Below are 13470 nucleotides of genomic sequence, written 5' to 3' on the forward strand. Positions count from 1 at the left end.
TTTAAATGAACAGCGTTACATCAACGAGGGCGGTTAATGAGCCATTCAGATGCTTCGCCGCCCGTTTCGGAGCCGGGCCGGATAGCCCGCCGGGATGAACAGAGCGGTTGGCGCCGCTGGCTGCCGGGGCTGGGCATGCTGCGCGAGTACCAATCGGCATGGTTGCGTTACGACATCGTGGCCGGCCTGGTGCTGACCACGATGCTGGTGCCCGTCGGTATCGCCTATGCAGTGGCCTCGGGCGTGCCCGGCATCTATGGCCTCTACGCGACCATCGTTCCGCTGCTGTTTTATGCCTTGTTCGGCCCCAGCCGCATTCTGGTGATGGGGCCGGATTCCTCCCTGGTGACCGTCATCCTTGCCGTCATCCTTCCACTCTCCGGCGGCGACCCGCAGCGTGCCGTCGCTCTGGCGGGAATGATGGCGATCGTCTCGGGAGCGGTGTGTATCCTGGCCGGTATGGCGCGCCTGGGTTTTATCACCGAGCTGCTGTCCAAACCGATTCGCTACGGCTACATGAACGGCATCGCACTGACCGTATTGATCAGCCAGTTGCCCAAGCTGTTCGGTTTTTCGATTGAGTCCAACGGTCCATTGAGAGACTTATGGTCCATCACTTCAGCGGTGATGGAGGGAAAGGTCAACTGGACCACCTTCTTGGTGGGCGGGCTCACCCTGGCGGTGATCCTGCTGCTCAAAAGGTGGCCGCGGTTGCCGGGCATCCTGATCGCGGTGGTTGGCGCGACAGTCGCGGTGGGAGTACTCGACCTTGCGACACGCGCCGGCGTGAAGGTCCTCGGTTCGCTCCCCCAAGGCCTGCCCGGGTTCGCCATCCCCTGGATCACCAGCGCCGACATCGTCCCGGTGTTGATCGGCGGGTGCGCCGTCGCACTCGTCTCGTTCGCCGACACCAGCGTGCTGTCTCGTGTCTACGCGGCGCGGACCCGAACCTACGTCAACCCGAACCAGGAAATGGTGGGCCTCGGTATCGCCAACCTGGCGGCCGGATTTTTTCAGGGTTTCCCGATCAGCAGCAGTTCGTCGCGTACCCCCGTGGCCGAGGCTGCCGGTGCCAAAACCCAGATGACCGGCGTCGTCGGCGCACTGACGGTTGCCTTGCTGCTGCTGGTGGCGCCGGACCTGTTGCAGCACTTACCGTCCAGCGCACTGGCGGCGGTGGTGATCGCCTCGGCCATTGGCTTGATCGAGATCACCGACCTGCGCCGGATCTATCGCATCCAGCGCTGGGAATGCGGGCTATCGATTGTCTGTACGGTCGGCGTGGCCGCGTTCGGCGCGATCGAGGGCATCGGTCTGGCCATCGTGATTGCCGTCATTGAATTCCTCTGGGATGGCTGGCGCCCGTACTCCGCGGTGTTGGGCAGCGCCGACGGAGTCAAAGGCTACCACGACATCAAACGCTACCCCGATGCGCGGCTGATACCTGGCCTGGTCCTGTTTCGCTGGGATGCGCCCTTGTTCTTCGCCAACGCCGAACTGTTCAGCGACCGAGTTCTGGACGCCGTCGCGGCATCACCCACACCCGTGCTCAGGCTGGTGGTCGCCGCAGGCCCCGTCACCAGCGTCGACGTGACCTCCGCCGACATGCTCGCCGAGCTTGATGACACGTTGCATGCGGCGGGTATTGAGTTGTGCATTGCGGAGATGAAAGACCCGGTCAAGGACAAGCTGAAGCGGTTCGGGTTGTTTGCAAGATTGGGGGAGACGGCGTTTTTTCCTACGCTCGGGACGGCCGTGGACAGCTATATGGCGAACTATCAGGTGGATTACAGGGAGCGGGAAGATGAAGGGAAAGGATTGGCGTGAAACCCGCGAGATCGAAATAGAGACTTCATATCAAGGAGCGAACCATGCCGAACAACTGGCCCGCCGGGATTGAGCACGTTGTCGTGCTGATGATGGAAAACCGGTCATTCGATCATCTGCTGGGGGATTACACCCGCATCAACCCCGCGTGTAACGGTATCGACCGGAATGCGCCCAGCACCAATGCGCTGAAGCTGGCCAATGGCAAATCGACGGTGATCACCCAGGCATCGGAGTTCCCGGAGAACTACAGCCTGTGGGCGCCGCCACCCCCTTTACCTCCGGCGCTGCCGCCGAGCAACAGCGAGGGTTTCGACCTTGGCCACGAGTTCGTCAACGTAGAGAAACAACTGGGCGTCTCCTTCAAGACCAGCCCGGCCAACCCTACGCTCGCCGGTTTTGCCCAGGATGCCTACGACAAGGCCCGCACCGACCTGAGGGTGTACAAAACCTGGTCGCAATCCATGGCCCAACGGGCGATGAACTACATCCCGTTCGGCGCCACCCCGGCCGACGATACGCTGCCGGCCATTCACGGGCTGGCGCGCAATTTCACCGTGTGCGACCGCTGGTTTTCCTCAGTGCCAGGCCCAACCTGGCCGAACCGTTTTTTTGCCATGCTCGGCAGTTGCAATGGCCATCTGCTGATGCCCTCCACCGGCACGGTGCTGGCCGGCATCAAAAGCCTGATCGCGCAGTTTGGCGGCGAGAGTATTTTTTCGCTGCTGCGCAACAACGGCCACGACGCACGCATCTATTCCGACGGCGCCGTACCGCTGGCGGCGCTGGTCAAGGGTGGTTTGCAGCACCTGAGCATCGATGACTTCAAGTCGGACGTCGCCGGTAACAGGCTCCCTGAACTGTCCTGGATCGAGCCGAGCTATGGCCTGCTCAACGGCAAGCTCGGGCCCAACGTGTCGCACCATCCACCTGAAGACCTGCGCTTCGGCGATCAGTTTGTCGGTGAGGTGTTCAACGCCTTGTCGGCCAACACCGCTGTCTGGAACAAAACCCTGTTCGTGCTGCTGTACGACGAACATGGCGGTTTCCATGACCACGTGGTGCCGCCGACTTGCGTGGCGACCGGTTCAACGGTCGATGTCCCCTGGAAAAATCCCTTCACCCGTCTCGGTGTTCGCGTTCCGGCGATCCTGGCTTCGCCGTGGCTCAAGCCGGGCTTGATCCCCTGGACGGGCGATGTCCAGGCGCAGCACTACGATCACACCAGCCTGCTGGCCTTTCTTTGCGATCACTTCAAGTTGCCGCGTAGTGCCCTCGGCCCACGGGTAGTCGCCGCGCAGCACTTCGGCAATGCGCCCATCTGGCGCGCTGCACCGGGCGTAACGGCTGCGCCAAAGTTGGCGGCCACCGTGGTGCCAAGTCGCGCCGGGTTGCCCTTGATCGAGTCCGAACTGGCGACCCAGAGCCGACAGGTGGTGGACAGCGCCACCGGTTACCTCGACGGCCTCGACCCGGAGCAGATCTGGAAGAGCAGCGCGCAATGGGTCAACGGTTTTCTCGGCAACCGCAGCCGCGCCTTGGCCGATCCCGGTCAGGCCGCACTCACGCCGGCCGCGCCCAGTGCGGCCAGCCTGGAAGCGAAACTGCGGCGCCTGCAGGATTTGATGGTCACCGCCCAAGGGCAAGCCGTTCGCCCCATTGCGCTGCCTGCCAGCAAAGCCTTGGCAGAACCGGGAGCGGAGCTCGCACCAACGCGGCTGCGCGTCCTGTGCCTGCCCGGTGTGGGGTTCACGCCAGCCAGCCAGGGGCAGGGCGGCATCGATGGGAACTGGCAGGACCAATGGCGCACCTTGATCCGCACTCAACTGGCACAGAACGGTCGCCCCATCGATGACCAGGACATCGACTTTCTGTGCTTCGATGACCAGCTCAAGGAGGGACCGGACTTCGCCCAGATCACCCGAGGCCTGGCGATGCTGAGGGCCGACGCCAAGGGCAAGGCCGACGAGAATTTCGGCAGTTGGGGCCTGCCGGTCAACCAGATGTTGCGCACCACAGTGGGCGCCATCGTGCAATGGATCGAAGACGCCGAGTTGCGCACGGAGTTGACTCAATATCTGCTGGCGAAGATCGAGGCATTCGATCCGCAGATCATCTTCGCCCAAGGCCTGGGCAGCCTGATCGGCTACGATGCCCTGCGCCGGTCGGTGGCGAAAAAGGGGGCGGCGCTCAAGCGCATCGATGGCCGAGTGTTCGTCAGCTTCGGCTCACCGATCGCACTGCCGCTGGTGATGCGCGAAGTGTGGGGCGGGCGAGTCCTGCGCCTGAGTGAAAACGGCCGAGGCATCCGCCGCTGGTTCCACCTCTATAACCCCGATGATGGCTTGTTGACCCGGCCAATCACCTCGCCGGATTCGGCACGGGTCGACTTGCAAACCGAGTTCAGCCTGCCATTGCGCGATGACCTGCTCGACCTCAATCACGCCGCCCAGGCCTACCTGTCGTCAGCCACCAGCCAGACCGGCCTGTGGCCGCAATTGGCCCGCGATGTAGTGGCCGCACGGGCACTGGAAGTGCCGGCGTTCCTGTCCCGCAGCGGCCAACGCAAACGCCGCGCCCTGGTGGTCGGCATCAACGATTACCCCGACCCGGGCGCACGCCTCGACGGCTGCATCAACGACACCTACCTGATCAGCCGCATGCTCCAGGAAAGCGGTTACGACGCCGGCGACATCCGTTTGCTGCACGACGCCCGAGCGACCCGGGCCAACTTCGTCGAGCGCCTCGAATGGCTGGTGGAAGGCGCCCGCGCCGGTGACGAGCGTGTGCTGTTCTACTCCGGCCACGGCACCCAACTGCCGGTCTACAGCAGCAGCGGCGAAGCCGATTGCATGGACGAAACCCTGGTGCTCCACGACTTCGACTGGGACGACGAAAGTACCCACTTCACCGACAAACTGTTCCGCCAGTTCTACAGCCACCTGCCATTCGACCCGGACGGCCACGGCGCCAAACTCACCGTCATGTTCGACTGCTGCTACGCCGGCGGCATGACCCGCGGCAACGGCCGCGTGCGCGGCATCACCCCACCCAGCGACATCCGCCACCGCATGCTGCGCTGGGACCCCTACGCCGGCGACTGGGACCGCCGCGTCTACGCCGTCGACAGCGACCGCCGCGACTTCAGCGAACAAGACCACACAACCCGCGGCCTCACCCGCACCCGCACCACCCAAGGCGCCGCCACCGGCCTGCGCCCCGAGAAAAAAGCCCAACTGCTGCGCCAAGGCAAACTCTACGGCCACCATGGGCCGTACATGCCGCTGATGCTCTACGCCGCGCGGGAGAACGAAAAGGCCAGCGAATATGTGGCAGGCTCCAACCATTACGGCGCCTTCACCTACGCACTGGTCGAACAACTGCGCAAATTGCACCAGGAGGACGCGACGTTGGGGTTTGATCAGTTGATTGAGCGGGTGGGGAGTGTGCTGAGCGCCAGGTCGTTGGGGCAGACGCCGGAGATAGTTGGGCCGAGTGGGGTGCGGGCGGCGGTGTGTCCTTGGCGGATTAGTGGGTTGGGGAGGTGAGGGGACTGGCCTATCGAAAAGCTACGGCTTCGGCTAGTTTGGCTAACTCCATGGAGGTGCCAAATGACTGAGCGGGTAAAAGTAAACATGCGCGAAGCCAAATCACAGCTTTCCCAACTTGCCGAGCGTGCATGGAATGGTGACAACGTGGTGATTACCAAAAACGGTAAGTCTTACCTGGATCTGCTGCCCCATGTCGATGCGCCTCGGGCCCGAACGCCTGGGCGGTTGAAGGGGGCAATCCGAATGTCTGCGGATTTCGACAAGACTCTCGATGAGCTAATCGATGGATTTGAGAACCGTCTATGAGGTGCTTGCTGAATTGATGTTTCCCAAACCGACGCAGATCCCCTGTGGGAGCGAGCCTGCTCGCGATTCGCAAGACCAACGCAGCAACCAACCCAGCCACCAACCTTGTGGCGAGGGGGCTTGCCCCCGTTGGGCTGCGAAGCGGCCCCAAATACTGCAACTTGGGAGCATCAGATAAACCAAATTGTACGGATTGACGGCTGCTCTCTTCAAAAAACTGACTGTCTGAAACTCGGACGGCCAGTTTTTTGAGGGGGTGAACAATCAGTACCCACGTATCACTCGTGAAGCCTTCCGCCACCACGATTCACGCCGATTGAATGGATCATCCGCCAGAACACACGGCATATCTCGCAATCGAATCCAGGGTTCATTCTGCCAGTGCAGCATACCGAGCGACATTTGAGGCCAGTCCAGCACACTCAGCGTTGGTCGCTCCACCATTCGCAACGGCCGCGCATCACGTAGCGCAGGCACAACTTGATGAGTCAGCCACTCTCGCAACAATCGATTCTCAGGGCAGTAGTGATAAATCAACAATGCATACACACCTGACTCGCTGACCATCAAACGCTCTTTAGCTGCGCCATATAGGTCAACAAGCATCATTTGCCTCTGGTCCGCATCGAGCTTGCGCGTCACGCGCTCATCAAGGTGTTTGCCCATCAGCCGCCCGAGATCATGCGCGCAGAACCACGCCTGGTTCTCCAAAAGAAGGGCATGCAGGTGGACGTTGTGACGGGTGAAAACGGTAGGGGCGAGTGATTCAGACATGGCGGGCCTCCTGGAGCGGAAGCGCGTGGTCGGGTCTGTGGGTACGGCGATTCACCTTCATCGTGAAGGTCCGATGGTCAGGCATTTCCTTTACCTCTGGCTGCTTTCTTAGGGCATTCGTTAAGGGTGTCGGGAGCTAAGAAACCCACCAGAGACGGGCCGGACATATTCCCCTTTCGGGTCTTGTATTCGCCCACTCCCGACATAACGGGGATTTTCTCGCAGGCGTAGAGAAACCGCAGACGAAAAAAAGCCGCATGACTGTCGGGTGCGGAGGACCGCTCTGGTTTGTAGAGTTTCTTAGGCTCGAAGTCGAGGGTAGGTTGATCAGGGTTAACCGTCAACCAGCGACTTTGCCTTTCCTCCAAGAAACAAAACGAAATCTGGACAACGGCATAGAGTAAATTATGCTGTATTTATATCCAGTAATTGGTCGCCGTTAATTTCTACCTTGGCCCGAATCCGTGTTGCTAAGCCTGATGTCACGGATCCCAAGAAACGTCATTTACTTTGAGGTTTACTGGGCTAGAATGGTGACCATTCGTCACAGCTTTGACCCAGAGGAATTTCGGGCTCATGAATCTTTTTGAAACACCATCTTTTGAATCCTTGAGCGAAACGACTTCGGACACCCACGAACCGGATACCCATCCAGTGACTGATCTTGCACTGCTTCACAAGTTGCTGGAGATCTACGATCAAGGGCAGCTCGCTGAAATTCTCAACGATGTCAGCCCTTCTCAGTGGTGCCGTGAAACCATCAATCGTTGGGTTAAAGGCAAGGCTTCCCCAAAGCTTTCCCACATTGAATTCACCCGCCTGGAAGCTCTGTTGCCCAAGCGTTTGAACCACAAACCGTCCTTCACCTTCATCGATCTTTTCGCCGGTATCGGTGGGATCAGAAAAGGTTTTGAAGCCATCGGAGGAGAGTGCCTGTTCACATCCGAATGGAACAAGTACGCCGTTAAAACCTACAAGGCGAATCACTTCTGCGATCCGGCTCGTCACCGCTTCAATCTGGATATCCGCTCGGTCACGCTTTCAGACAAGCCCGAAGTGAGTGACGCAGATGCCTACGAGAACATAAGACGCGAAATTCCTGATCACGATGTCCTGTTGGCAGGTTTTCCGTGCCAGCCATTTTCCTTGGCAGGCGTATCCAAGAAAAACTCCTTGGGGCGCAAACACGGTTTCGAATGTGAGACCCAAGGCACCCTGTTTTTCGACGTTGCACGGATTATCGCCGCGAAACGGCCAGCCGCATTCCTGCTTGAAAACGTGAAGAACCTGAAAAGCCACGATAAAGGGAATACGTTCCGGATCATTTGCGAAGCGCTGGATGAATTGGATTATGAGGTTGCAGATGTAAATGCGCCGAAGGGCTCTGACCCGAAGGTCATCGATGCCAAGCACTTTGTGCCGCAGCATCGTGAGAGAATAGTGCTGGTAGGTTTCCGCCGTGATCTGAATGTTCACCAAGGTTTCACGCTGCGTGACATCAGTAAATTGATACCCAAGCAGCGACCGAGCTTCGGTGATTTACTTGATAAAGAAGTGGACAGTAAATACACCTTGACGCCGAAGTTGTGGGATTACCTCTATCGGTATGCTGCAAAGCACCGAGAGAAAGGTAACGGTTTTGGATTTGGTTTGACTCGTCCAAATGACGTAGCACGCACGCTATCTGCTAGATACCACAAGGACGGTTCCGAGATACTGGTTGACCAAGGTTTTATAGAACATCTGGATTTTCACAGTGAATTGAATCAGCTTAATAGGCCTCGCAGACTGACACCGCATGAGTGCTCACGATTGATGGGATTTGACAAGCCAGGAGAGAGCAATTTTGTGATCCCTGTATCTGATACTCAAGCCTATCGGCAATTCGGAAATTCAGTTGCAGTGCCTGTTTTCGAGGCAGTCGCTCGATTAATGAGAGATCGTATCTTGACGGCCAAGAAAAAAAATTCTGATACGGAGCAGCCTCAGCTCGAAATTGCACTTGCTAACTGAATGAACCTTGGTGATATTTAGCCATTGCCGATGTTGATTTGACATCATGGTGGTGGCTTTATCCCAAGGAGAGGTCAGTGTCAAGAGAAAACGAGTCGCCTTTAGACGCGGTATCAAGAGTGATGCGTCGTCATGGAGCAGAGCGGATTGTTTTTAAGCTTTTATCGAATAACGACAATTCTAAGCAGCAGGTTTATGTAGGAAGTGAGTTTGATGTTTTACGTCTGATTCCTCACGGAGATTTGGTCGGTCAGTCAACAAGCGAGGATGGTTTGATGTTTAAAGCCAAAATCAAGCTAAGTTGGATCGATATCAAAAATGATTCATGCCCTTCTCCTGCTGATGGTGCGCAAATTATATTTTATCCTCGATATCCGGAAGTGCGGATGTCGGGTTTTTTGCGTGGGTCAGAATTTGCTCCAAGAAATTTGATGCAGCCACCAACTAAAAGTGAAAGATTGTTGCGTGAAAAACTTCATCGTTGTTTGGTTTTTGGGATCTGTGAAGATGGAACTATCCTGGGGTTTCTTGGGGAGTGGGAAGGGGAGCTAACAAAGGACGCCAAAGCAAGAGTAGCTGATGATAGCGTTACGAAGGTTGCGGGCGTATTTTATGAGTTGAAGCATCCTCAAAAGGATTACCGTATTCAGTTAATTGAACGTATAACTGAAATATACCGAGGCGGGCCTGTAAGGTCATGTAGGCTAAGTAAAACCGGTGAGTTGATAGGTTATAATGCTATTAATGGCGCCGGGTACACGTTTGAGAGCTTATTTGGAATAATCCCCAATGGCAATGCAGAGCCGGATTTTAACGGGTGGGAGTTAAAGTCGCATGGCCGAGGACCTGTAACTCTGATGACGCCGGAGCCTGATTTGGGTTCATATAAAGAAAATCTTTCTCTGTTTATTAGCTTGTATGGAGTTGAGCGACATCTTAGGAAGGATTTTACTGGCAGGCATTTGGTAAGTGTCCCGAACTTTAAGAGTGGCCTGACTCTTCAAATGGAAGGCTATGACCCTATTTTGGAGGAGGTCACTGACCCTGATGGAGGGTTAATACTAAGAGACTGCAATGGGAATTTGGCAGCAGGATGGACGTTCAATAAAATATTAACACATTGGTCGAGGAAGCATTCAAAAGCAGCATACGTTTCTTATGTAAAGTTAGAGCTAGATGTTAATTATTATCACTTTGGTGCCGAGTTGGTTCTGTGTGAGGGTGCAGGGTTAAAAGAACTTTTGAGAGCTCTTTATTCTAATGTTGTATACCATGATCCGGGAATTAATATGAAGTACTCCGGTGGCCGGTGGGTGCCGAAGAAGAGAAATCAATTCCGAGTGTTATGGAAAAATATTGATCAGTTATATGGCGTAAGTGAGAGGATTAATATTTCAGAATCTTGAGGGCTGCGTGTTGGATATTGTAGATGCGAAAACTCGATCGCACATGATGTCTAAGATAAAAAGTACAGGTACTCGCCCGGAAATGATCGTGCGCAGGTATCTACATGGTTGTGGATATCGCTATGCTCTTCATAAAAAAAATCTGCCTGGTTCGCCAGATTTGGTTCTCTCCAAATATAAGTTGGCTGTTTTCGTGCATGGGTGTTTTTGGCATCGTCATGATGGCTGTTTTTATACGAGCCAGCCTGCTACTAGAGTGGATTTTTGGGTCAAGAAATTTGAAGTTAATGTGGCTCGCGATACAAAGAATATAGAGGAGCTTAAACGTCTAGGTTGGCGGGTTTTGATTGTTTGGGAGTGTGGGTTGAAGCATTCGTTAGAGCGAATTTTTGAGTTGCACTCAATTATTCTCAGTGATAAAAATTTTGTAGAGTGGCCTAGTAGGCCTGTCCGTATTTTGACGGCGAATTAGAACTAACTAGCTATTTAGGAGGGGTTATGGATATTTGGGATGTAGAAGCTACAGAAGATTTTGATGAAGATATTGAAACCAAAGTGTATCAAATTACTGCATATCCAGCAGATTTGACACTGAGAGGCTATTTGGATAAGTCGAATGCGGAGCAGCTGACTATTCCTGATTTTCAGAGGAAGTATGTATGGGATCAAAAAAGGGCTAGCAAGCTTATTGAGTCTTTTTTACTTGGTCTTCCTGTCCCTGGAGTGTTCTTATACAAAAATAAAGGTTCTAATAAGCTATCGATTATTGATGGGCAGCAAAGGATACTGTCTTCAGTTAGGTTCTTTCAAAATCGATTCGAAGAAAAAATATTTAGGCTTGTTGGGGTTATGCCGAAGTGGGAAGGCAAAACTTATGATGAGTTGGATGAGTCTGATCGGCTGATGTTAGATGACACGGTACTACGAGCCACTATCGTTCAGCAACTCGATCCTGATGATGATTCTAGTGTTTACCATATTTTTGAGCGACTAAATACCGGAGGGATGAATTTAAACCCGATGGAAATACGCCGTTCTGTTTTTCAAGGGGCATTTGCTAATTTGCTTGAAGAACTGAACGAGAATGAGCATTGGAGGCGTATTCTTGGGCGCCCAAAAATTGATAAAAGATTGCGGGATGTAGAGTTGGTTCTTCGTGTTGTTGCATTGCAATATACATGGGGTATATATGAAAAGCCGATGAAAACTTATTTGAATAAGTTTATGGCGAAGGTTAACAAAAAGCCTAAGGAGGAGCTTTCTGAGTTCTTGGAACAGGTTCGCATAGATTTTGAATGGGCGGTTAAAATAATAGATGAAAATCTTGGGGCTAAACCATTCCACATTAGAGGGCCTGTAAATTATGCGGTATTGGATTCTATTTATGGGGCTATTGCCAATTTAGAGAAGGAGCCAGAGGACTTGGCTGAGAGATTTGCTGCGTTAATTAATGATGAAACCTTTTTATCTTCGGTATCGGTTAGTACCAGTGACGAGAAAGTCGTCCATGTACGCTTTCAAAAAGCCATTGATCTTATAAAAGAGTAATGACTATGTTGCTGAGAACTCGTTCGGCGATAGATGAGTGTAGAGAGCATTTGCAGGATTCAAATGCGTGGAATACTCAGGTTGAGTCATACCTAACTCAGTATATTCTTGTTATTCTTTGTGCTGATGTGCAGCAGTCTATCAATTCTTTAATTGAGGAGAGAATATCTATGTCGGCTGCTACGGATGAAGGCCTAAGAAATTTTGCAGTTTCAACAGGTAAAAAATGCCTTCGAAGTGTTGGGAAGAGCGAGGTCTCAGGTTTTTTGGGGTTGTTTGGAAATGCTGTTAAAGAATATTTTAACAGCCGCGTCGATGATAGAGTAGTTACGCTATATAACAACGCGGTTTCTAATAGGCACGATGTTGCTCATAATACAGGCTCTACGGTTACTTTTCGGGAGCTAAATGACATATATGACGCTGCCATTGTTTTTCTTGGTGCGGTTAGTGATTCGTTAAAGCGAGTTGTTGCCGTGCCGGTTTAGGGCTGTCTTAATTGATAAAGGGGGGTAGTAAATTTTTCGGTTTATTGGTCGAGTTGTTGACAGGTTTCAAGTTCTTTTAAAATGGCGTAATGCAGCGATGTAAAAAAGCCCTGAGTTTGTCAGGGCCTTTCAATTGTATACGCCGGTTTTACTAAGTTCCGGCCGATTCGTTTTAAGCAGCAATCAATCCCAGCTCAAAGCCCCACCAGTCTGATACTCAATAACCCGCGTCTCAAAGAAATTCTTCTCTTTCTTCAAGTCCATAATCTCGCTCATCCAAGGGAACGGATTCGTAGTCCCCGGATACTCTTCCTTCAACCCAATCTGCGACAGACGACGGTTAGCAATGAACTTGAGGTAGTCCTCCATCATCGCCGCATTCATGCCCAACACCCCACGAGGCATGGTATCCCGCGCGTATTCAATCTCCAGCTGAGTGCCTTGCAGGATCATCTGCGAAGCTTCTTCCTTCATCTCAGCATCCCACAGGTGTGGGTTTTCGATTTTGATCTGGTTGATCACGTCGATGCCGAAGTTCAGGTGCATGGATTCGTCGCGCAGGATGTATTGGAACTGCTCGGCGACGCCGGTCATTTTGTTGCGGCGGCCCATGGAGAGGATCTGGGTGAAGCCGCAGTAGAAGAAGATGCCTTCCAGGACGCAGTAGTAGGCGATCAGGTTGCGCAGCAGTTCTTTGTCGGTTTCGACGGTGCCGGTTTCGAACTTCGGATCGGAGATCGAACGGGTGTATTTCAGGCCCCAGGTGGCTTTTTTCGCGACCGACGGGATCTCGTGGTACATGTTGAAGATTTCGCCTTCATCCATGGCCAGCGATTCGATGCAGTACTGGTAGGCGTGGGTGTGGATCGCCTCTTCGAAGGCCTGGCGCAGGATGTACTGGCGGCATTCCGGGTTGGTGATCAGGCGGTACACGGCCAGGACCAGGTTGTTGGCAACCAGGGAGTCGGCGGTGGAGAAGAAGCCGAGGTTGCGCATTACGATGCGGCGCTCGTCGTCGGTCAGGCCTTCCGGGTCTTTCCAGAGGGCGATGTCGGCGGTCATGTTGACTTCTTGCGGCATCCAGTGGTTTGCGCAGCCGTCCAGGTACTTCTGCCAGGCCCAGTCGTACTTGAAAGGTACGAGCTGGTTGAGGTCGGCGCGGCAGTTGATCATGCGCTTTTCGTCAACGGCGACACGGGCGGAGGCGCCTTCGAGTTCGGCGAGGCCTTCGGCGACGTCGAGGGAATCCAGGGCGGCTTTGGCGCGGGCAACGGCGGCGGAGTCAGAGGCGGTCACGGCGCGGGCTTCCAGGGCGGCGGCACCGCCGGCGCTGTCGAGACGGTCCATGTTGGCTTCGGTGGCGTGGCCAGCGTTGGCGCTCTTGACTGCTACTTCCGTGTCTTCTTTGTCGAATTCGTCCCAGCTCAGCATGACGTGTCGTCTCCTGCGTGAGGGCCAGTGTGCCCGTGTGAAAATGGATAGTTGGTTTTTCACACGGCCTTACTGGCCGCGTTGGATCTAAAGGAATCGTTTTTTGCAGCAGCTATGCGCAGGCAT

Annotated in this window: 10 protein-coding genes; 8 read left to right on the top strand and 2 right to left on the bottom strand. The window is 54.3% G+C overall.

The features are described 5' to 3' along the window. The first annotated feature begins 36 nt into the window (after positions 1–36). The 3 genes from KW849_RS02150 (at position 37) to KW849_RS02160 (ending at position 5684) form a co-directional block, all read left to right on the top strand. Positions 37–1827 (top strand): SulP family inorganic anion transporter, encoded by a 1791-nt coding sequence (locus tag KW849_RS02150; protein ID WP_218427231.1) that lies wholly within the window; start codon positions 37–39, stop codon positions 1825–1827. A 44-nt stretch (positions 1828–1871) separates the two neighbouring features. Continuing rightward, complete coding sequence (locus tag KW849_RS02155; protein WP_218427233.1) at positions 1872–5375, top strand: alkaline phosphatase family protein; 3504 nt, start codon at positions 1872–1874, stop codon at positions 5373–5375. Positions 5376–5438: 63 nt separating this feature from the next. Beyond that, a complete protein-coding gene (locus KW849_RS02160) occupies positions 5439–5684 on the top strand; it encodes a type II toxin-antitoxin system Phd/YefM family antitoxin (RefSeq protein ID WP_218427236.1) in 246 nt (81 codons plus the stop codon). Between the two features lie 264 nt (positions 5685–5948). Here KW849_RS02160 and KW849_RS02165 read toward each other — a convergent pair whose 3' ends face one another. After that, positions 5949–6458 (bottom strand): Bro-N domain-containing protein, encoded by a 510-nt coding sequence (locus KW849_RS02165; RefSeq protein WP_218427238.1) that lies wholly within the window; start codon positions 6456–6458, stop codon positions 5949–5951. Positions 6459–7034: 576 nt separating this feature from the next. On the opposite strand from KW849_RS02165, the gene dcm reads away from it, so the two are divergent. The 5 genes from dcm (at position 7035) to KW849_RS02190 (ending at position 11913) form a co-directional block, all read left to right on the top strand. Then, the gene (gene dcm, locus KW849_RS02170; RefSeq protein ID WP_218427240.1) at positions 7035–8471 is read left to right on the top strand and encodes a DNA (cytosine-5-)-methyltransferase; all 1437 of its coding nucleotides are present in this window, start codon (positions 7035–7037) and stop codon (positions 8469–8471) included. 77 nt (positions 8472–8548) lie between these two features. Then, complete coding sequence (locus KW849_RS02175; RefSeq protein ID WP_218427242.1) at positions 8549–9877, top strand: MvaI/BcnI family restriction endonuclease; 1329 nt, start codon at positions 8549–8551, stop codon at positions 9875–9877. Positions 9878–9884: 7 nt separating this feature from the next. Further along, positions 9885–10349, top strand: a complete 465-nt coding sequence (locus KW849_RS02180) for a very short patch repair endonuclease (RefSeq protein ID WP_371319103.1) — start codon at positions 9885–9887, stop codon at positions 10347–10349. Between the two features lie 26 nt (positions 10350–10375). Then, entirely contained in the window at positions 10376–11425 is a 1050-nt protein-coding gene (locus tag KW849_RS02185) for a DUF262 domain-containing protein (protein ID WP_218427244.1), read from the top strand. 5 nt (positions 11426–11430) lie between these two features. Next, positions 11431–11913 carry a HEPN domain-containing protein gene (locus KW849_RS02190; protein ID WP_218427246.1) on the top strand — a complete coding sequence of 161 codons (483 nt, stop codon included), beginning with the start codon at positions 11431–11433 and terminating at the stop codon, positions 11911–11913. Between the two features lie 183 nt (positions 11914–12096). Here KW849_RS02190 and KW849_RS02195 read toward each other — a convergent pair whose 3' ends face one another. Next, positions 12097–13344 carry a ribonucleotide-diphosphate reductase subunit beta gene (locus KW849_RS02195; RefSeq protein WP_108215199.1) on the bottom strand — a complete coding sequence of 416 codons (1248 nt, stop codon included), beginning with the start codon at positions 13342–13344 and terminating at the stop codon, positions 12097–12099. Positions 13345–13470: the final 126 nt, after the last annotated feature.

Origin of the sequence: Pseudomonas sp. PDM26 (genome assembly GCF_019219185.1) — a bacterium.
In the GTDB taxonomy this organism is placed as follows: domain Bacteria; phylum Pseudomonadota; class Gammaproteobacteria; order Pseudomonadales; family Pseudomonadaceae; genus Aquipseudomonas.

Coding starts and splice junctions, on each gene's coding strand:
- KW849_RS02195 (WP_108215199.1), bottom strand. CDS start 13,344: ATGCTGAGCTGGGACGAATTCGACAAAGAAGACACGGAAGTAGCAGTC.
- KW849_RS02155 (WP_218427233.1), top strand. CDS start 1,872: ATGCCGAACAACTGGCCCGCCGGGATTGAGCACGTTGTCGTGCTGATG.
- KW849_RS02150 (WP_218427231.1), top strand. CDS start 37: ATGAGCCATTCAGATGCTTCGCCGCCCGTTTCGGAGCCGGGCCGGATA.
- dcm (WP_218427240.1), top strand. CDS start 7,035: ATGAATCTTTTTGAAACACCATCTTTTGAATCCTTGAGCGAAACGACT.
- KW849_RS02185 (WP_218427244.1), top strand. CDS start 10,376: ATGGATATTTGGGATGTAGAAGCTACAGAAGATTTTGATGAAGATATT.
- KW849_RS02165 (WP_218427238.1), bottom strand. CDS start 6,458: ATGTCTGAATCACTCGCCCCTACCGTTTTCACCCGTCACAACGTCCAC.
- KW849_RS02160 (WP_218427236.1), top strand. CDS start 5,439: ATGACTGAGCGGGTAAAAGTAAACATGCGCGAAGCCAAATCACAGCTT.
- KW849_RS02190 (WP_218427246.1), top strand. CDS start 11,431: ATGTTGCTGAGAACTCGTTCGGCGATAGATGAGTGTAGAGAGCATTTG.